17 protein-coding genes are annotated in these 20,552 nt (G+C 36.8%); 10 read left to right on the forward strand and 7 right to left on the reverse strand.

Going from position 1 to position 20,552, the window contains the following annotated elements:
* The first annotated feature begins 118 nt into the window (after positions 1 to 118).
* A complete protein-coding gene (locus JM83_RS17380) occupies positions 119 to 526 on the forward strand; it encodes a glyoxalase (RefSeq protein WP_144963355.1) in 408 nt (135 codons plus the stop codon).
* Here JM83_RS17380 and JM83_RS17385 read toward each other — a convergent pair.
* Complete coding sequence (locus JM83_RS17385; RefSeq protein ID WP_144963356.1) at positions 500 to 1,222, reverse strand: DUF3307 domain-containing protein; 723 nt, start codon at positions 1,220 to 1,222, stop codon at positions 500 to 502. The genes JM83_RS17380 and JM83_RS17385 overlap by 27 nt on opposite strands.
* Before the next feature lies 1 nt (position 1,223).
* Positions 1,224 to 1,898, reverse strand: a complete 675-nt coding sequence (locus tag JM83_RS17390; RefSeq protein ID WP_144963357.1) for a SatD family protein — start codon at positions 1,896 to 1,898, stop codon at positions 1,224 to 1,226.
* A 195-nt stretch (positions 1,899 to 2,093) separates the two neighbouring features.
* Here JM83_RS17390 and JM83_RS17395 point away from each other — a divergent pair, with 195 nt between their 5' ends.
* A complete protein-coding gene (locus tag JM83_RS17395; protein WP_144963358.1) occupies positions 2,094 to 2,546 on the forward strand; it encodes a transcription elongation factor in 453 nt (150 codons plus the stop codon).
* Here JM83_RS17395 and JM83_RS17400 read toward each other — a convergent pair whose 3' ends face one another.
* Positions 2,547 to 4,592 carry an HD family phosphohydrolase gene (locus JM83_RS17400; RefSeq protein ID WP_144963359.1) on the reverse strand — a complete coding sequence of 682 codons (2,046 nt, stop codon included), beginning with the start codon at positions 4,590 to 4,592 and terminating at the stop codon, positions 2,547 to 2,549.
* Positions 4,593 to 4,707: 115 nt separating this feature from the next.
* Here JM83_RS17400 and JM83_RS17405 point away from each other — a divergent pair, with 115 nt between their 5' ends.
* Together JM83_RS17405 and JM83_RS17410 are read left to right on the forward strand one after the other, a co-directional pair.
* Positions 4,708 to 5,886 (forward strand): acetyl-CoA C-acyltransferase, encoded by a 1,179-nt coding sequence (locus tag JM83_RS17405; RefSeq protein ID WP_144963360.1) that lies wholly within the window; start codon positions 4,708 to 4,710, stop codon positions 5,884 to 5,886.
* A gap of 23 nt (positions 5,887 to 5,909) precedes the next feature.
* Positions 5,910 to 6,659 carry a C40 family peptidase gene (locus tag JM83_RS17410; RefSeq protein ID WP_144963361.1) on the forward strand — a complete coding sequence of 250 codons (750 nt, stop codon included), beginning with the start codon at positions 5,910 to 5,912 and terminating at the stop codon, positions 6,657 to 6,659.
* 304 nt (positions 6,660 to 6,963) lie between these two features.
* Here JM83_RS17410 and JM83_RS17415 read toward each other — a convergent pair whose 3' ends face one another.
* Both JM83_RS17415 and gyrA read right to left on the reverse strand, forming a co-directional pair.
* Complete coding sequence (locus tag JM83_RS17415) at positions 6,964 to 8,217, reverse strand: tetratricopeptide repeat protein (RefSeq protein WP_261376854.1); 1,254 nt, start codon at positions 8,215 to 8,217, stop codon at positions 6,964 to 6,966.
* Between the two features lie 22 nt (positions 8,218 to 8,239).
* Positions 8,240 to 10,777, reverse strand: a complete 2,538-nt coding sequence (gene gyrA, locus JM83_RS17420) for a DNA gyrase subunit A (protein ID WP_144963362.1) — start codon at positions 10,775 to 10,777, stop codon at positions 8,240 to 8,242.
* Between the two features lie 249 nt (positions 10,778 to 11,026).
* On the opposite strand from gyrA, the gene JM83_RS17425 reads away from it, so the two are divergent.
* A complete protein-coding gene (locus JM83_RS17425) occupies positions 11,027 to 13,573 on the forward strand; it encodes an ATP-dependent Clp protease ATP-binding subunit (protein ID WP_144963854.1) in 2,547 nt (848 codons plus the stop codon).
* A 225-nt stretch (positions 13,574 to 13,798) separates the two neighbouring features.
* Complete coding sequence (locus JM83_RS17430) at positions 13,799 to 14,173, forward strand: hypothetical protein (RefSeq protein ID WP_144963363.1); 375 nt, start codon at positions 13,799 to 13,801, stop codon at positions 14,171 to 14,173.
* Here the strand turns inward: JM83_RS17430 and hutH are convergent.
* On the reverse strand, positions 14,170 to 15,681 hold the full coding sequence (hutH, locus tag JM83_RS17435; protein ID WP_144963364.1) for a histidine ammonia-lyase: 1,512 nt from the start codon (positions 15,679 to 15,681) through the stop codon (positions 14,170 to 14,172). The two genes, JM83_RS17430 and hutH, sit on opposite strands and share 4 nt — an antisense overlap.
* 130 nt (positions 15,682 to 15,811) lie before the next feature.
* A complete protein-coding gene (locus JM83_RS17440; RefSeq protein WP_144963365.1) occupies positions 15,812 to 17,344 on the reverse strand; it encodes an NAD(P)H-hydrate dehydratase in 1,533 nt (510 codons plus the stop codon).
* Positions 17,345 to 17,485: 141 nt separating this feature from the next.
* Here JM83_RS17440 and gcvT point away from each other — a divergent pair, with 141 nt between their 5' ends.
* From gcvT to JM83_RS17460, 4 genes are all read left to right on the forward strand, one after another.
* Positions 17,486 to 18,568 carry a glycine cleavage system aminomethyltransferase GcvT gene (gcvT, locus tag JM83_RS17445; RefSeq protein WP_144963366.1) on the forward strand — a complete coding sequence of 361 codons (1,083 nt, stop codon included), beginning with the start codon at positions 17,486 to 17,488 and terminating at the stop codon, positions 18,566 to 18,568.
* 5 nt (positions 18,569 to 18,573) lie between these two features.
* The gene (locus tag JM83_RS17450) at positions 18,574 to 19,389 is read left to right on the forward strand and encodes a sugar nucleotide-binding protein (protein ID WP_144963367.1); all 816 of its coding nucleotides are present in this window, start codon (positions 18,574 to 18,576) and stop codon (positions 19,387 to 19,389) included.
* 80 nt (positions 19,390 to 19,469) lie between these two features.
* Positions 19,470 to 20,180, forward strand: coding sequence for a flavodoxin family protein (locus JM83_RS17455; protein WP_144963368.1), 711 nt, complete (start codon positions 19,470 to 19,472; stop codon positions 20,178 to 20,180).
* Between the two features lie 17 nt (positions 20,181 to 20,197).
* Positions 20,198 to 20,485 (forward strand): 4a-hydroxytetrahydrobiopterin dehydratase, encoded by a 288-nt coding sequence (locus JM83_RS17460; protein ID WP_144963369.1) that lies wholly within the window; start codon positions 20,198 to 20,200, stop codon positions 20,483 to 20,485.
* Positions 20,486 to 20,552: the final 67 nt, after the last annotated feature.

A 20,552-nucleotide genomic window follows, 5' to 3' on the forward strand; every position in this document is an offset into this window, starting at 1 on the left:
GGCTAAGCGATTAAGAGACTTTTAACTGACCCATTTGTTTATAAATCGGTTTAAAAGTTGACTCAGCATTTAAGAAATGTAGGCTTTATTTTAATTAAATTTAAGAAACTTCATAACTATGAATCATCGAGATACAGAATTGCTTCGTCTTAGACCGGAAATTCCATCGGCAAGAGTTTCAGAAAAAATGAGTGGGGAAGAACAATTTCAAAACAAAACCCTCCGCCCAGTTATTAGACTTCAAAGTGAACTCTTTGTAGCAGTATTCAGAAATTACATTAAGAAGCACAAGAACAGTTTCCATTCATATTCTGTAGAAAAGAAATTGAGTTTTATTGAAAATGCCATCCAAAGGGATATCAAATTCAGGAATAGTTTAAAAGGTATGGTTATTGGCCAGTTTTCTGTGGAAGAATATTTGCTTTATATCGAAAATTCGTCTGCCCTAAATAAGCGGATGATGAATATCCTGAAAGAGCGAATGTTCAGCAATATTCAGCTACTGGAAGAGGAATTGGCGTACTAATAGGCCCAAAAGTATTGTTATTGTAAAGCTTATTAATGTCCCAATAAGCACATATTCCGTTTGCTTTCTGGCTCCGGTTTCAGATTTATCACTAAATCTTAGAATGGATTTGGCAGCGATCAAAAATCCTATTGCCGAAAAATTATTGGTAAGGATAAAAGTTAGTACGAGAATCCGTTCGAAAATACCAATATATCGTCCGGCATCATCCAGACTGTTCTTTTTATGGGTTTCTTCTATCTCATTTTGCCATTTCTTGGTTGCTTTTCCAATTAAGAAACCGGCAGGAAAGATTACAAATAAATAAGTGCCAATAACTGCGAGTATCGCTGTAGAATTAAAAACCTCTTTTAGAAAAGGGAGGATGTTGGAAAAGCCATTTATTAGGTATAACCATACCATTGTTATTACCAACAAATGAAAAAATTGGTCCAAGAGAAAGTATTTGAGGTTGTCTTTTTTCTGGTTTAGTTTCCACCAATCTATTAAGAAATGGGTGACGCTTATTATTAAACCTATATACCACCATTCCAGTTTCTGAAGAAATAGTACGGTCAACACCCCTGCTATTAAAGTATGGATAATCAAAAAATAAGATTTTACCTTATATTTCCTTTTATGCTTTATCCAGCTATTTGGCTGTAGCACAAAATCTGTCAAGAGATGTGCAAAAAGTAATTGTAATAGGATTAGCATGCTATTTTCTGTTTACTAAGTTGTTTGTGATCACGTCCCTGTACCGCTCCAATAAAACTGCAATGGCATCCCATCCCGCGGCCTTTTTACGTTGATTTACGGCAGACTGGCTAATATGGATGGCCTCAGCCACTTCGCGCTCCTTAAGGCCTTTCAAAAGATAGTATACTACCTCGGCAGATGCTGTGCTCCATTTATCGGTAATGGTATCCAATAGAAACAAAGAGGTGTTAAATTCGGCATTTATCTCCTCAAAATCGGTCTTTAGTTTGGTTTTTCTATGTTCAGTTTTCATTTCATCCAACGTACGACCAGAAAATTGAAAAGCGGGGCCATTAGACTCAGAAATTGCTTCCCGTTCCAACTCCTGCTCTCCAATACCTATGGCTATCTTGAAATCGGCTATTTTGGAATAGGCTTTATTCTTTACCGTTTCCTTAAAATGGATTCTATTTATGGCTGTTTTTATTTGAAGCGCTATCTGGAGGGCATTCTCAGGGCTTTTAATAATTCCTTGAAAACTGTCCCCCCTATAGATTTGAAGACGCACTTGATCTTGATCATATTCTCTGGTAATCCCCTCAAACTCTTGCTTGAGCGTATCCAATACTTCTTGTAGCACCTTCTCTTCATAGAGAGAAGAATCTATTAAATCGGCTGTTAAAACTGCTATCATAACGTCAAATATATAAATTTTATTAGTCTGAAACCTTATAAATATAAAATATTAGTCCATAGACTTATAAAGTATAAATATAAGTTTATGGACTTATAATTTTAAAACGAAACAAGTTTGGCGAATTATTAATTATTTGCAAATAATTATAAAAGTTAAAAAACGATACCTACTTTTAAGTAAAACTCAAAAAAAATGGTGCCAAATAAAATTGAATTGTTCAATAATTGCTTGGATGCGATCAATAAGCAAATTGCGCGTTACAAAGGAGAAATGGATTCGATAAAAGAATCCATGGAGGCAAACGATGTTCATACAGATTATGACGAAGAAGGTAGCAAAGGAGAATTGTTGGGGGATTTTGAAAAATATGCCACCTATCTCGATACTGCCCAAACTATGAAATTTACCCTAAACAAAGTAGATAGAAATCATTACAGTGAATATATAAAATTTGGAAGCGTAATAGAGACCGATGATAACAACTATTTTATTGCCTGCGGTTTAGGAAAAGTGCACATGAACGATGATACCAGTGTATATGTTATTTCTACTGAAGCTCCCATTTATGAAAAACTGAAAGGCAAGAAAGCGGGAGAAACCTTTATGTTAAACGAAAAAGAGATAAAAATACTGGAAGTACACTAACTATTCTGGATATTCCACCCTTAGATGAAAAATATTCTTCAGTTTTTGTTTTAAGATTTTTTTGATCAACTGGATCTCTTTAAAGGTAATATTGGCATTTAAGAACTGGGCTTCATCCATTTGCTTATTGATGATCCTTTCTACAAAATCATCGATTTTCGCCGATGTAGGCTCCTTTAAACTTTTGCTCGCTGCTTCCACACTATCGCACATCATTAAAATTGCCGTCTCTTTACTAAAAGGAATTGGACCAGGATATCTAAAATCCAAGGTGGACACCTTGTCGTTCATTTCCTTTTCTTTCATATAAAAGAAATACACCAAAGAAGTACCGTGGTGGGTCCTAATAAAATCTATTACCCGATCCGGAATATTATGTTTTCTGGCAATTTCGATTCCCTGGATCACGTGATTGATAATTACTTCGGCACTTTCGGCCGGGGATAGTTCATCATGGGAATTCACAGAACTTGTCTGGTTTTCAGAAAAATAAGTAGGGTTTTCCATTTTACCAATATCGTGATACAAGGCTCCTACCCTAGCCAACATGGCATTTGCCCCAATTTCATTCGCGGCAGCTTCAGCCAAGTTTGCAACGTTCAAAGAATGATGAAAAGTACCAGGCGCCTTTTCTGCCAGCTCCTTCAGTAATTTAGAATTGGTATCTGAGAGTTCCAAAAGTGACATATCTGAAACCAATCCGAAGAGTTTTTCATAAATATAAATTAGCGGTTGCACAAATAAAGTGGCCAATCCGCCCAAAATAAAAGTGAGGAACATTTCAGAATTGAGGTCCTGTATATTTCCCTCCTGAATAATGGTAAATGCAAAATAAACAAGAATATAAATAAAGGTTATTTGCCCTACCGAAATAAATAAATTAGCCCTTTTATATAATTCTGAAACTGTAAGGATGGTAACGATCCCAGCGATAATCTGAAGGAACATATATTCGTAGCTATTAGGGACAACAAATCCTAAAATAAGCACTGTGATTACATGGGTGAACAAACCCAACCTGGAATCAAAAAAAGCTTTTAAGGTCAATGGCAAAATAGATAAGGGAACTATATACACATATTTTGCATCGAACCTAACAACAAGTGTAGTTAAAAAAACCATCAATAAAAGGTTGAAGAAAATAAACGAAACCTTCACATTGTTATCGAATATTTCCCTTCTATTTCTTCTAATAAACAAGAGCAACATCAGCAAAGCAAGGCTAACCAAAATGCTGTAACCAAACAAGATCCAATTATAACTGGAATCGCTCCATACTTGCGATTCGTATTCAGATTTCAGTGAGGTTAAAATATCCAAGGTCTCCCCTTCCACTATTTCTCCTTTGGAAATGATAATGGTACCACGTTCTATGCTTCCCCGGGTATAAGAAATGGAACCTAATTTACTGTCCAGTTCCTTCTGGGTAAGCCCAGTATCGAAAGTAACATTCGGTTTTATAACGTTATAAAAGAATTCTAATAATTCTGGTTTTAAGGAGGATAAATTACTTTGGTTGATTTGAACATTTAGGTATGGACGAATTTCATCTTGAAGCAATAATTTGTCATAATTAACTTCAAAAGCTTCGTTTCCCCTTTTTAAATAAACCAATTTGTTTGCATCGGCTGGTCTTGCTTCAAGCAAAACTCCATATTCATATATATCATCTAAAGTCTTTTCAATAAAACCAGACAACTGCCTTCTTTTCCTTTTTAAAATACTATCGGTAAATGTTTTCCCTAATTGTTCTGGAACTTTGGATTTTACTTGCTCCAATACACTTTCATTAACCGAATAATAAGGAATATGGTTCGTATTTACCTGTAGCTTTTCTTTAACTATTTCGGCATCGCTTTTTAGAATAGCAAAATCAAACGGCGCATATAAATTTTCGTATTGCCAGGGCTTTCCTTTAGTGATCTCATATTTAAATTTGCCGCCCTTCGGAAGGAGATAAACAATTAAAACAGCCGTAATTATAAATAGGAAAATCTTGTAGAATAATGCCTGGTTTTTGTAAAAGTTGTTTACGAAATTGTTCATGTATTTTAATACTATTTTTCAAATGTAGTAAAAAAACACGGTGCACCTAGAAGCCTTGGTTTGTTCTTCATAAAATCACTAAATTCGCATTAAGAGAAAATTAAAATTTTAAGTTATGAATAAGGAAGTAGTAATTGTAAGTGCTGCAAGAACACCAATAGGAAGTTTCCTAGGTGGATTGTCCACGGTGCCGGCAACAAAATTGGGTTCTATCGCGATTCAAGGAGCTTTAAATAAAATAGGACTAAAACCAGAAATGGTAGATGAAGTATTAATGGGAAATGTGGTGCAAGCCGGAGTCGGACAAGCCCCAGCTAGGCAAGCTGCATTGGGCGCTGGAATTCCAGACACTGTACCATGTACCACCATAAATAAAGTATGTGCAAGTGGTATGAAAGCAGTAATGCAAGGAGCACAAGCCATTATGTTAGGAGATGCCAACATTGTTGTTGCTGGTGGAATGGAAAACATGAGTTTGATTCCGCATTATATGCACCTTAGATCTGGACAAAAGTTTGGACCGGCCACCATGATAGATGGAATGCAAAAAGATGGATTGGTAGATGCATACGATCACAATGCCATGGGAACCTGTGCCGATCTTTGTGCAACAGAGCATAACTTTAGTAGAGAAGATCAGGATGCTTTTGCAATTCAATCTTACGAACGATCTGCTAAAGCATGGAAAGACGGAAAATTCGATAATGAAGTTGTTCCTGTAGAAGTTCCACAAAGAAAAGGAGATCCCATAGTAATAAAAGAAGATGAAGAGTTCAAGAATGTAAGAATGGATAAGATCGCTTCTTTACGTCCTGCCTTTTCTAAAGATGGAACGGTTACCGCAGCAAATGCTTCCACAATTAATGATGGAGCCGGGGCAGTAGTTATAATGAGCCGTGAAAAAGCAGATGAACTAGGATTAAAAGTATTGGCGAGCATTAAGAGTTTTGCTGATGCTGCACACGAACCAAAATGGTTTACCACTGCTCCATCCAAAGCACTTCCGAAAGCATTGGCTAAAGCAGGTATTACTCAGGATGATGTGGACTTTTTCGAATTTAATGAAGCTTTTGCAGTTGTGGGATTGGCAAATATGAAGATCTTAGGCCTTACAGATAAAAATACCAATGTAAATGGCGGTGCTGTTTCTTTAGGTCATCCCCTGGGATGTTCCGGGGTTAGAATTATTATAACCCTTATGAATGTTCTGGAACAGAACAATGCTAAAACCGGAGCTGCTGCAATTTGCAATGGAGGTGGTGGAGCCTCTGCAATGGTAATTCAGAGAGACTAAGTTCATTTAGCAAGTTTTAATCAATGCAATACGGAATATGCAACTTAAGCATTGTGCCGGTTAGAATTCAACCGGCCGATGCTTCCGAAATGGTCACCCAGCTCTTGTATGGGGAATATTTTAAAGTTCTTGAGGAACGTGGTAAATGGAGCCGAATTCGTATTGCATTCGATTCTTATGAAGGTTGGATAGATAACCGCCAATTCATAAAAGTTGAAGAATCGGTCTATTTTGACCTTTCTTCTGAAACCAGAAGGTATTCCGCAGATCTCATCGAATTCCTTACCGACGAATCGGAAAGTCTTACAACCATCCCTTTAGGTTCTGTCCTTAATAGCAATGAGCCCCTCAAAAACACTTTTGACGGCAGTAGTATTTCAGGAACAAAGGAAAAAACCAATTTGGTGAAAACCGCGCTTTTATACCTAAATGCCCCTTATATGTGGGGTGGAAAAACTCCTTTTGGAATAGATTGTAGCGGGCTCACCCAAATGGTGTATATGCTCAATGGGCATTCCTTATTAAGGGATGCCTCCCAACAAGCTACACAAGGAGAAGCTTTGAGTTTTATTGAAGAAAGCGAGCCTGGAGATCTTGCGTTTTTCGACAATTCTGAAGGAACGATCACCCATGTTGGGATAATCATGCATGACAATTATATCATCCATGTAGATGGAAAGGTGAGGATAGATAGAATCGATCATTCCGGAATTTTTAATGTGGATTTGAAAAGGCATACGCACCAACTGAGAGTGATTAAAAAGATAATTTAAGCTTGTTAGACTATTTTATAATTAGGAGTATTCGAAGAAAAATCCCACTACAATTTCCAATTGTTAAAAATTAATGTAGGCTGTGTAATTTAAACTCTCATAATGTATGATCTATTCGGGTTGCAGTTCCAATCTAGTATAAGATCCTGAAATAAATTCAGGATGACATTGCACAATAAATCGTTAAAATATCATTCTCTAATTATAAATCTATCTTGTCAAAGAGTCTAAAAATTTAAATAAAAGAAACAAAAAAAAAGGCTATCATTATTGACAGCCTTTTCTAGTTCAGAACATAAAATTCTTATTTATTTTCTTGAGCAGTTAACTTTGCTTGTAATGCATCTGCTTTTTCATTTTCTCCTAATTGATAATAGATATTCATAGAAGTTCTAACAGCTTCTAAATTCCCAGCATCATTTTCCATTACTGTTTCTAAATATGGAAGTGCTTTTCTGTAAACTTCTTTACGTTTCTCAGCAAGCTCATCATACTTTTTGATATCAGCTTTGCTCATTCCCAAGGTATTCATCTCTTCAACTATTTTAGCTTCGTTAGAAAGTATTGCCGCAGCAATATTTAAACGAGCTTCAGTCATTTCTGGGTTGAATTCAATCGCTTTTTGATAATAAGAAATAGCACCATCATTGTCTCCCATCTCAAAAGCCGTCACTCCTAAGTTGTAATATAAAGTAGCATTTGTAGGATCCTGAGCAACAATTTCTTCCATAAGTTCTTTATACTTATCCTTTTTACCCATTCTGTAATACATATCCGCTTCGGTTTGCATTAAAGACGTATCATTTGGGTTAGCAGCTTTTGCAGCTTCCAAGGCACTCACTGCCTCATCTTCCCTACCTTGCTCAATATATATTAAAGCGATGTTCTTAGTGATCTCTCCTGCTTTGGAAGGAGCAACCCTGTCTTCAGGCTTGATATATTCACCAGATTTAACCATTAAGTCACGTTGAGCTTTGGGCATTGCTTCTTTTTCACCTGTTGTTTTGTTAACTGCCAAGTATTCAGTTTCAATACCTGTATATCCAAGTTCTTTAAGATCTTCATAATATTTAAGGGCAGTATCATAATCTTTAGCTGTAACCGCATTAGATGCTGCAAAGTATAAATACAAGGTATCTTTAGGATTTAGCTTATATCCTGCATATAGTTTTTCTGCAGCCATATCATATTTCTCTGCATTTTGGTCATTAATTGCACTTTGGATCAAACTATTTGTAACAGCTGCTAAACCTTGTGTAGCCGCTTCCGCATTACCTAGTTCTTCAGCTTTTTTGAATGCTTCTGAAGCAGTCATAAGGTCTTTTACAGAAGTTCCTTCTCCTGTACCTAAATATGCTTGTCCTTTAAAAACATAGAAATCTTGTTTAAGATTATCATTAGCATCACCCAACATAGCTTCTGCTTGTGTCAATAAAGTTTTTGCTTCTGCATAACTTCCTTTTTCGATTGCCTTACCAGCATCGCGAACTTCTTTTTTCTGGGCTATTGCAACTATGGATAGTAAAGATAAGCCTATTGATAAAATATTCTTTTTCATTTTAAAATTGGTTTTAGGTTTGTTATTCATCTTCATTATTGTCTGCAATTGTTGTGCCATCTGAATTCTCTTCACTGGATTCGGTATCTGACAGCTCTTCTAGCAGCTCCTCTACCTCCTCATCATCCTTCATTACTTTGGCAACTGCAGCAATGGCATCATTGCTTTTCAGGTTGATTAGTTTAACCCCTTGCGTAGCCCTCCCCATAACTCTTAGATTATCGACGCTCATTCTAATGGCAAGTCCAGATCTATTGATAATCATAAGATCATCGCTATCAATCACATTTTTAATAGCCACCAATTCTCCGGTTTTATCTGTAACAGAAATTGTTTTTACTCCTTTTCCCCCACGATTGGTGATTCGGTAGTCATCAAGTTGCGATCGTTTGCCATACCCATTGGCAGAAACTACCAAAATATCCGTATTCATTTCATTAACAGCGATCATCCCAATAACTTCATCTTTTTCGTTTGCTAAAGTAATTCCCCTAACTCCCGAGGCATTTCTCCCCATTGGCCTGGTTTTTTCTTCCTCAAACCGAATCGCTTTTCCACTTTTAACCGCCAACATTACCTGACTGTTTCCAGTAGTAAGTTTAGCTTCCAAAAGTTCGTCGTCTTCACGAATGGTAATTGCATTAATACCATTTATCCTAGGTCTAGAATATTGCTCTAAAGAAGTTTTCTTAACCTGGCCTTTCTTGGTAGCCATAATCACAAAATGGCTATTGATGTACTCTTCATCTTTAAGATCCTGAGTACAAATAAATGCCTTCACTTTATCGTCCGGCTCGATATTTATTAAATTCTGAATAGCTCTACCCTTTGAGGTTTTACTTCCTTCAGGAATTTCATAAACACGCATCCAGAAACATTTCCCTTTTTGAGTGAAAAAGATCATGTATTGATGATTGGTTCCTGAAAACAAATGCTCTAGGAAATCTTCATTTCTTGTAGTAGATCCTTTTTGGCCCACTCCACCTCTATTTTGTGTTTTATATTCTGTAAGTGATGTCCTTTTGATATAACCCGCATGAGATATAGTAATTACCACCTGTTCATCTGGAATCATATCTTCTATACTAAGATCTCCTCCTGCATATTCTATAACAGATCTACGCTCATCTCCATATTTATTCTTGATCTCCAACAACTCATCCGTAATCACCTGCATTCGACGATCTTTTCTATCAAGAATATCTTTTAAATCATCAATGGTTTTTTTAATTTCTTCGTATTCTGAACGCAATTTATCTTGTTCCAGACCAGTAAGTTGTCTCAATCGCATTTCTACGATTGCTTTTGCCTGAAGTTCAGACAAACTAAAACGTTCAATCAATTTAGACCTGGCTTCGTCTCCATTGCTGGAAGATCTAATTAAAGCAATCACTTCGTCTATATTATCTGAAGCAATGATCAATCCTTCTAAAATATGAGCCCGCTCCTCGGCTTTACGCAATTCGTATTTCGTGCGTCTCACAACAACTTCATGACGATGCTCCACAAAATGAACGATCATATCCTTCAAATTCAACATTTCAGGTCGGCCTTTTACCAAGGCAATATTATTAACACTGAAACTGGTTTGAAGTGCTGTATGCTTAAAAAGTGTGTTTAATACGATATTTGGGATGGCATCGCGCTTAAGGACATAAACAATACGCATTCCGTTTCTATCCGATTCATCTCGGATGGTGGAAATCCCATCGATTTTTTTCTCGTTAACGAGATCGGCGGTTTTCTTGATCATATCGGCCTTGTTCACCTGATATGGAATCTCTGTAACAATTATAGCTTCACGACCATGCACCTCTTCCAAAGTGGATTTTGCGCGCATCATTACCCTACCTCTTCCTGTTTTAAAGGCTTCGCGAACTCCATCGTACCCATAAATCACGCCCCCTGTCGGGAAATCTGGTGCTTTAATATGCGTGATCAGTTCATCGATTTCAATATCATTGTTTTCAATGTATGCCACCGTACCGTCTATAACTTCAGATAAATTATGCGGGGGCATATTGGTAGCCATCCCTACTGCGATCCCACTGGCTCCATTTATCAATAAATTGGGAACCCGTGTAGGCAGAACGGTTGGTTCTTCTAAGGTATCATCAAAATTCAATCGGTGGTCTACAGTCTCTTTGTCAATATCTGCCAACATATCTTCGGCGATCTTCCGCATTCTGGCTTCAGTATATCGCATTGCTGCGGGACTATCACCATCTATAGATCCAAAGTTACCTTGACCATCTACAAGCATATATCGCAAACTCCACTCCTGGGCCATACGTACCATGGCATCGTATACAGAAGTATCCCCGTGTGGATGATACTTACCTAATACTTCCCCTACAATTCTTGCAGATTTTTTGTGAGCTCCAGTAGCTCGAATACCTAATTCATGCATCCCGAACAAAACCCTTCTATGAACAGGTTTTAATCCGTCACGAACATCAGGTAAAGCACGTGACACAATGACCGACATCGAATAATCGATATAAGCCGACTTCATTTCATCTTCAATGTTGATAGGAATTAACTTTTCTCCTTCAGCCATATTAAATATTTTAATTTAGTTTGAAAATATAACGTGCCAATTTACGGATTTTGCAGTTGATTTGACTACCATTGACAAGGCTTTGTATTAATTTTATTAACAAAAAATTAGCGCTGGTTCGTTAATAAGTTAGCTATCTTATATTTTGATTATTGAAAGTAATTTTGTCAATTAGCTAGCGACACATTAATAGGTATAATTTTTGAACTATCCCGGTTAATGTTAATAAATTTAGAGAAAGGAAATAAGATGGATGATAATTTTTCTCCCAAAGTAAAGGATGTGATTGCCTATAGCAAAGAAGAAGCTTTAAGGCTAGGCCACGACTTTATTGGTACAGAACATTTAATGCTGGGACTATTGCGAGATGGAGATGGGAAAGCCATAAACATTTTGAATGCCCTCGATATAGACTTGAGTCATTTAAGGCGAAAAGTTGAAATATTAAGCCCTGCCAACCCGGAATCTTTAGGGATTTCTAATGAAAAAAAGAATTTACACCTGACAAGACAGGCAGAGCGGGCTTTAAAAACCACATTTTTGGAGGCCAAGCTTTTTCAAAGCACCTCTATTAATACTGCACATTTATTGTTGTGCATTCTAAGAAATGAAAATGATCCTACAACCAAACTTTTAAATAAATTAAAGATTGATTATGATGGCGTTAAAGATCAATTCAAATATATGATTACAAATGATGACGATTATCTAGAAGCACCAAGGGCCGAGTCTTTTTCAGATGAAGATGCCAGCGCCGATGATACTACTAAGGATAATCCTTTTAGCAATGCCGGAAAATCCAATAAGAAATCCAAAACTCCTGTACTGGATAACTTCGGAAGGGATCTTACCGTAATGGCAGAGGCAGATAAATTAGATCCTATTGTTGGTAGGGAGAAAGAAATTGAACGCGTTAGTCAGATCCTTAGTAGGCGCAAAAAAAACAATCCACTTTTAATTGGAGAACCTGGTGTTGGTAAATCTGCAATTGCTGAAGGATTGGCATTGAGAATTGTGCAACGAAAAGTGTCAAGGATACTTTTTGATAAGCGTGTGGTAACCCTTGATCTTGCAAGTTTGGTTGCAGGTACTAAATATAGAGGGCAATTCGAAGAGCGCATGAAAGCCGTAATGAACGAATTGGAAAAGAATGATGATATTATTCTTTTTATAGATGAAATCCACACCATTGTAGGTGCAGGTGGAGCTACCGGAAGTTTAGATGCAAGTAATATGTTTAAGCCAGCTTTAGCAAGAGGTGAAATACAATGCGTTGGTGCCACTACGTTGGATGAATATAGACAGTATATCGAAAAAGACGGTGCCTTGGAAAGAAGGTTCCAAAAAGTGATCGTTGAACCTACCACCGTAGATGAGACTTTGGAGATCTTAAACAACATTAAAAGCAAATATGAAGAACATCATAATGTTCATTATACTCCAGAAGCTATTGAAGCTTGTGTGAAATTAACCAATAGGTATATTACAGATAGGTTCCTTCCCGACAAAGCGATTGATGCTTTAGATGAAGCCGGCGCTCGTGTACATATCACCAATATTGAAGTGCCAAAGCAAATATTGGACCTGGAACAAAAGCTGGAAGCGGTTAGGGAAGATAAAAATGCTGTTGTTAAAAAACAGAAGTACGAAGAAGCTGCAAAACTAAGGGACGACGAGAAAAATCTTGAAAAACAACTTAGCATTGCCCAAGAGAAATGGGAAGAAGAATCTAAAAAACATAAAGAAACTGTTACCGAAGATCATGTTGCAGATGTGGTTTCCATGATGACAGGCGTTCCTGTAAATAGAATTGCACAAACAGAGATCACCAAACTTGCAGAACTTCCAGATCGTATAAAAGGAAAAGTGATAGGTCAGGATGACGCTGTTAACAAAGTGGTTAAAGCAATCCAGCGAAATAGGGCAGGATTAAAAGATCCAAACAAACCAATTGGCTCCTTTATTTTCCTAGGTCAAACCGGAGTTGGTAAAACACAACTAGCCAAAGTACTTGCAAAAGAATTATTTGATAATGACGATACCCTCATAAGAATAGATATGAGTGAGTATATGGAAAAGTTTGCCATTTCACGATTGATTGGGGCACCTCCAGGATACATCGGGTATGAAGAAGGTGGACAATTAACCGAAAAAGTGAGGCGCAAGCCCTATGCAGTCATTCTTTTGGATGAAGTGGAAAAAGCGCATCCAGATGTCTTTAATATGTTGTTGCAAGTACTGGATGACGGATACCTTACAGATAGTTTAGGACGAAAAATCGACTTTAGGAACACCATTATTATAATGACTTCTAATATTGGTTCAAGAAAATTGAAAGATTTTGGACAAGGAGTTGGTTTTGGAACAGCTTCACAGAAATCTCAAATAGATGATAATGCAAGAAGTGTAATCCAAAATGCATTGAAAAAAGCATTTGCTCCGGAATTTCTTAACAGGATAGATGATGTAGTGATCTTTAATTCCTTGGATAGGGACGATATTCACAAGATTATAGATATCGAATTGGAGAAACTCTATGACAGAATTGGAATCATTGGTTATACTTTGGTTTTGAGTGAAAGTGCCAAGGATTATATTGCAGATAAAGGATTCGATAAAGATTACGGTGCAAGGCCTTTAAATAGAGCTATTCAAAAGTATATCGAAGATGCGTTAGCTGAAGAAATAATAACTTCCCATCTCGAAGAAGGTGACAAAATCTTTATGGATTTGGACAAAAAAAATGATAAGCTCACAATTAAAATTGAAAAACCTACCAAGGAAAAAGAGGTTTAAAAACTCTCATAATTTTTAATAGAAAACAGCCATAAAACATAAGTTTACTGGCTGTTTTTTACTTTTAAATCTTCCCGTAATTAGGATGATATGACCGTTTACAACAGCAATAGTCCATATTCAACTCTATTTCAAGTGATTAAATTGTTTCCTGGTGTCAACAAAAAACATTTGGATTTGCTTCTTAAATTCTTAAATTTGAGTTCATAATTTCCCCTACAGTTTATGACAAAATCTGCTCTACAGCTTGAATTCGGAACGGTAACATTTCTTGATAATATTCAAATAGCCGAACTAAACGAAGGAATCCTTTTTGACATTCCACATAATAAAGAGTTATTGGAATTAGCTCGCGAACGATTTAATAATCAGCTCTACGGCTATATTTCAAATAGAGTAAACTCTTATTCTGTAAATCCGATGATTCATTTGGAATCGGCTAATGTGCCCAACCTTATTGCAATTGCTATTGTTTCCAAAAATCCTGTAGTAAAGCAAAATACGATTATCGAGAAACAATTCTTCAGGAACAGTAGTTCCTTTGAAGTTTTTGAAACTTTGGATGAAGCTGTGCACTGGATGAAGAAACAGCTTGTTTAATCGAACAACAATTCTCGTTCAATTTTAAAATCATCAACAAATTTTTTGGCTGCTTTAATATGTGTGGACATTATTTGATCTTCCAATAAAATTGGTACCACTTTTCTAAATTCGGCAACAACTTCCTGAAGAATTGGGGAAGTCTTTTGTGGCTCTCTATAATGCAAGGCTTGCGAAGCGTTAAACAGCTCTATAGCCAAAATAGTAGAAATGTTATCCACAACCTTTAAAAGTTTAGTAGCACCATTAGATCCCATACTCACATGATCCTCCTGTCCATTTGAAGAAACTATAGAATCTATACTGGATGGGGTGGCATATTGTTTATTCTGGCTCACAATACTCGCTGCGGTATATTGGGGAATCATAAAGCCGCTATTTAATCCCGGGTTCTCCACTAAAAATGTTGGAAGCTCCCGCAATCCTGACACCAATTGGTAGATCCGTCTTTCAGAAATATTTCCAATCTCTGCCATTGCAATGGCCATATAATCTAAGGCAAGAGCTAAAGGTTGGCCATGAAAATTTCCTCCGGAAATAATTTTATCTGCTTCAATAAAAATATTGGGATTATCTGTCACCGAATTTATCTCGGTTTTTATTGTTTTTCTAGCAAAAGACAAAGTGTCTTTGCTTGCTCCATGTACCTGGGGGATACATCTAAAAGAATAAGGATCCTGTACACTTGCTTTCTCCTTCATTGCTATTTCACTTCCCTCTAAAAACGCTCGAATTCTTTCCGCAGTTTTTATTTGCCCCCGGTGAGGACGTACCATATGCACAAGCTCATCATATGGCGACATGTTACAATTAAACGCATCTATGGATACAGCACCAATCATATCTGCCAAATAACACAATCTGTAAGATGCTATCAAGGCATACACTCCGTGGGCACTCATAAACTGAGTTCCATTCAACAATGCCAAGCCTTCTTTGGATTGCATTTTTATTGGCTCCCAATTAAACTTTTCTAGCACTGTAGCGGCCTTCACTTGTTCCCCTTTAAAATAAACCTCTCCCTTTCCTAAAAGTGGTAATGATAAATGCGCTAACGGAGCAAGGTCACCGGAAGCTCCCAACGAACCTTGTTCGTAAATAACGGGCAGAACATCTTCATTATAAAAATCCATCAATCGCTGCACGGTTTCCAAAGCAATCCCACTATGTCCATAACTTAAAGACTGGATTTTCAACAACAGCATCAAGCGGATTATTGGTTTAGCCACTAAAGCACCTGTACCACAAGCATGAGACATCACCAAATTTTCCTGAAGTTGGGTTAAATGATCTTTGGAGATCTTGACATTGCACAAAGATCCAAAACCAGTATTAATCCCGTAGACCGGAACATCGCTTTGTTTAATCTTTTCATCGAGATATTTTCTTGATTTTACAATATTTACCCTGGACTCTTCACTCAATTCCAGTTTCATTTTATTTTGAAGAATTTCTTGAATGATTTGGAGATCAAGAACCGCAGAACTTATATAATGATATGAACTCATAAACAATTTGGCATTTTAGGAAGAAAAGAAATCATTAATATTTAGAATTCTTAAAGAATAATTGAGGTTTAATTCTGTAAACTCAAATAGCCACAAAAGTTAAACAAGTGCTAAAATAACTGAAAATTCGTCAATTCCCCTCCGATTGTATTTCCTTTTTAAACAAATCTAAAAAAGATCTCCCAATATTATTTGCAATATCCCCAGCAATCAAACCTTCATAACTCATTTCTTCAGCTAAAATATCGCCGGTTTTTCCATGTAAATACACTCCAAGAACAGCGGCTATCAAAGGTTCATAATCTTGGGAAATAAGGGAAGTTATTACTCCAGAAAGCACATCCCCGCTTCCTGCAGTGGCCATACCTGGATTGCCTGTGTTATTTATATAAAGATCTTCCTTAAAAACAGTGATGGTATGTGCTCCTTTAATTACCACGATTACCTTATGTTTTTTACTGAATTTTTTCGCCTTTTCCAATTTATCGAAATCGTCTTTCCATTTTCCAATCAGTCGTTCCAATTCCCCGGGGTGTGGAGTTAAAACAGAATTCTCCGGCAATTCCTTTAATAAGTCTTTTTCTTTTGAAAGGATATTAATGCCATCGGCATCAATAACCATCGGTTTTTTGGTTTTGATCAATAAATCCTTAAAAGCTGCAGTGGTCTCCTGCGAAGTCCCTGCTCCCATTCCAAAGCAAATTACCTCTGGTTCCAGATCGAATTCAATAGAATTCAATTCATTCTCATTTTTATCGGTTAGCACCATCGCTTCAGGTAGACCTGTTTGCAAGATCTGGTACCCACATTTTGGAGCATATATTGTCACCAAACCAGCTCCTGTTCTTAATGTTGCCTTTCCGGTAAGTGAAATACTTCCTATTTTTCCGTAGCTCCCGCCAATAATAAGCGCATGCCCAAAATCGCCTTTATGAGCAAAATTTGTTCTGGGCCTATATAATAACTGAGCTTCAGGTTTATTGATCAGTTGTTTATTCACAACCGTTTTAGCCAAATATTCACGATCCAAGCCTATATCTATCACTTCCATATCCCCTATATACGCTGCCGCTTGGGGCAAGAAAAATATAAGTTTTGGAGATTGAAATGTAATAGTAACATTTGCCTTGATTGCAGGATTTTTTTCGTTCGGGATCTTATCTGCAAACATCCCCGAAGGCATATCTATGGCAACAATAAAAGCGTTGGATCTATTTATATGTTGTACCAATTTACCAACCCAATCTTCCAGACGCCTATTAAGTCCAATCCCAAATATCGCATCGATAATAAAATCTTTTTCTGAAAGCTCAGGAAAATCATTTTCGCTTTTAACAGCACCTGGCCAATCATTGCTGACTTCTTTAATCCTATCGTAATTCAATAAAAAATCTTGAGATCTTTTCTTGCTATAATTAACCACATAAACCGTGACCTGATACCCGTGTTCCAATAAAAGTCTACCAATCACTAAACCATCTCCCCCATTGTTGCCAATTCCACAGAAGATCTTAATTGGAATTTGGGCACCATTCAATTTGGAATGAATATCGTTGAAGACCAGAGTTGCAGCTCGTTCCATCAATTCAGCTGAACTGATTGCCTGATTTTTTATAGTTACCCTATCGGCTTCAGCAAGCTGTGCTATATCAAATATCTTCATCTTAAAATTTCCTCATCTCTTACTGCAAATATAAAATTTCTAGGTGGGCTATATTCTATAAGCCGTAGATTCTTAAGATTTATGTTTATTATCGCATCTTTTAAAATTGAATTAAATAAATTTGCGGAAATTCTAAAACAGATGAAAAAAATAGCCCTTAACGATATACATCATTCTTTAAACGCCAAAATGGTTCCTTTTGCAGGCTTCGATATGCCAGTTTCTTACGAGGGCGTTAATACAGAACACGAAACTGTTCGTAAAAACGTGGGTGTTTTTGATGTTTCCCATATGGGTGAATTTTTGATCTCCGGAGAACACGCATTGGAACTTATCCAAAAGATCAGCTCTAACGATGCTTCTAAATTAATAGATGGAAAAGCGCAGTATTCGTGCATGCCCAACGAAGATGGAGGAATTGTAGATGACCTTATTATCTACAGAATGAATGAAGATAAGTACATTTTGGTAGTTAATGCTTCCAACATCGAAAAAGATTGGAACTGGATTGCACAGCACAATACGATGGATGCAACCATGAAGGATCTTTCAGATGAATTTTCCCTACTAGCTATTCAAGGCCCAAAGGCTGCAGAGGCTATGCAATCTTTAACCGATGTAAATTTAAAGGAGCTTAAATTTTACACTTTTGAAATAGCAGAATTTGCAGGAGTAAAAAATGTGATAATTTCGGCAACAGGATATACCGGTAGTGGAGGATTCGAGATTTACTTTAAAAATGAAGATGCCGAAACTATCTGGAATAAGGTATTTGAAGCTGGAGCCGATTTTGGTATTAAACCCATTGGACTTGCTGCCAGGGATACTTTAAGATTGGAGATGGGCTATTGTTTATATGGAAACGATATAGATGATACTACTTCTCCTATGGAAGCAGGATTGGGATGGATCACTAAATTCACAAAAGATTTTATAAATGCTGAAGCATTAAAAAAGCAAAAAGAAGAAGGCCCTAAAAGAAGACTGATCGCATTCGAATTGGATGAAAGGGGAATTCCAAGACAAGGATATGATATAGTGGATGCTAAAGGAAAAGTAGTTGGAAATGTTACTTCTGGAACCATGTCTCCATCCTTGGATAAAGGTATTGGGATGGGTTATATCCCAACAGAAATGGCTAAGGCCAATGATAAAATCTATATTCAAATAAGAAAAAAAGCAGTTCCTGCTACCTTGGTGAAATTGCCTTTTTATAAAGGATAAACCCATTGGAAAAAATATTGATATTAGGAGCAAGCGGCTTTATAGGGAATGCCCTATACAAGGAGCTCTGCTCCTATTTTGACACCTATGGAACCTACCACGCCAATTCAGGTTTCTTTGAGGCAAATCATAAGTTCCATGAATTCGATATGGAATCTGAAAACATTGGGATCTTACTGCAGAATCTTAGGCCCACTGTAATTGTTTCTGCCCTTCGGGGAGATTTTAATGCTCAGGTAAGCACCCACTTTGCAATAATAGATTATATCTTAAGAAACGATAGCAAATTGCTTTTTATCTCATCAGCAAACGTCTTTGATGCCTTCACCAACTACCCTTCTTATGAGTACGATAAGACTTTATCGCAAAGTATATATGGTAGGTTCAAGATTAAAATTGAAAACGCCCTGCTTAGGCTTCCGAATAATAAATACAATATATTGAGGTTACCAATGGTATTTGGAGCCAATTCCCCAAGAACCATGGAGATAAAGAGTAAAATTGAATTTGGCGAAGCCTTGGAGGTTTTCCCAAATGTGGTTGTAAATGCTACCGATATTACTAGGGTTACTCAACAAATTCATTATATCATCAATCAGAAAAAACAGGGAGTATTTCATTTGGGCAGTGAAGATCTTACACATCAACACGACCTTATTAAAGATATTGCTGCCGCTTTAGGATACAAAAATCCGCTTTTAAAGCAAGTGTACGATTCTAATTACGATCGGTTTTTGGCTGTATTGCCAAAAGACAATCTCTTGCCAAAAAATTTACGTATTTCTTTACAGCACGTAATCAACTCCTCTGTAGTGATCTAAAGTTGTTGTGCTTTCCTTAAACTAGAAATTATTTTGTAAGAGTTCCCTGCTATTTAGTAACTTTAGGAAAACAAAAATAAATGAACTCTCCAAAATTTAAAGATCTCAAAGCGGTATTTATAAACTGTACTCTTAAAAAATCCCCGAAGCAAAGTCACACCAGGGGTCTTATAGAAGTCTCCAGAACAATAATGGAAAAGGAAGGGGTAACAGTAGAAATAATTCGCGCTGCAGATTATACATTGCCTAATGGCATCCAGCCAGACATGACCAAAGAAGGAGAAGAAAAAGATGATTGGCCGGAACTCTTTAAAAAAATTATAGCGGCAGATATTTTGATCCTTTGCACTCCAATTTGGCTAGGAGCTAAATCTTCCATCTGCACCAAAATAATTGAACGTTTATATGCCATGAGTGCACAGCAAAATAAAAAAGGGCAATATATTTATTATGGCAAAGTAGGTGGCTGTTTAATTACAGGGAATGAAGACGGTATAAAACACTGTGCCATGAATATGTTATACTCCCTTCAGCATTTGGGCTATTCTATTCCACCTCAAGCAGATGCCGGTTGGATTGGGGAAGTTGGGCCAGGCCCGAGTTATTTGGATGAAGAATCCAATGCACAAGAGAACGATTTTACCAACAGGAATACTACCTTTATGACCTATAACCTCCTGCATTTGGCAAGTATGCTCAAGCAATTTGGTGGATACCCTGCCTATGGTAATTTACCTGAGGAATGGAAAGAGGGTAAAAGATGGGCTTTTGAAAATCCTGAATATCGCTAATATTTTAAATATATCACATGAAAAAATTATCTGAAGAAGAAATAAACGAAAAATTGGGATCTCTGGAAGGTTGGACCTATACCGACAATGCTTTGCAGACTTCTTTTGAGTTCGAAAACTTTAAAGAAGCTTTTACTTTAATGACCAGGATTGCATTTGAAGCTGAAGCACAAGACCATCACCCAGACTGGAACAATGTTTACAATCAATTGGAAATATCACTTTCTACACATGATGCCGGCGGGGTTACCGAAAAGGATTTTAAACTGGCTAAAGCGATAGAAAATATCGTGAACGCAGAATAGTTTCAATAATCTAAATTGTCGTTCCATTTTTTTAGCTGGAAATGGAACTTTTTTTATTTTTACATCA

It is taken from the genome of Gillisia sp. Hel_I_86, from assembly GCF_007827275.1.
GTDB lineage: Bacteria > Bacteroidota > Bacteroidia > Flavobacteriales > Flavobacteriaceae > Gillisia.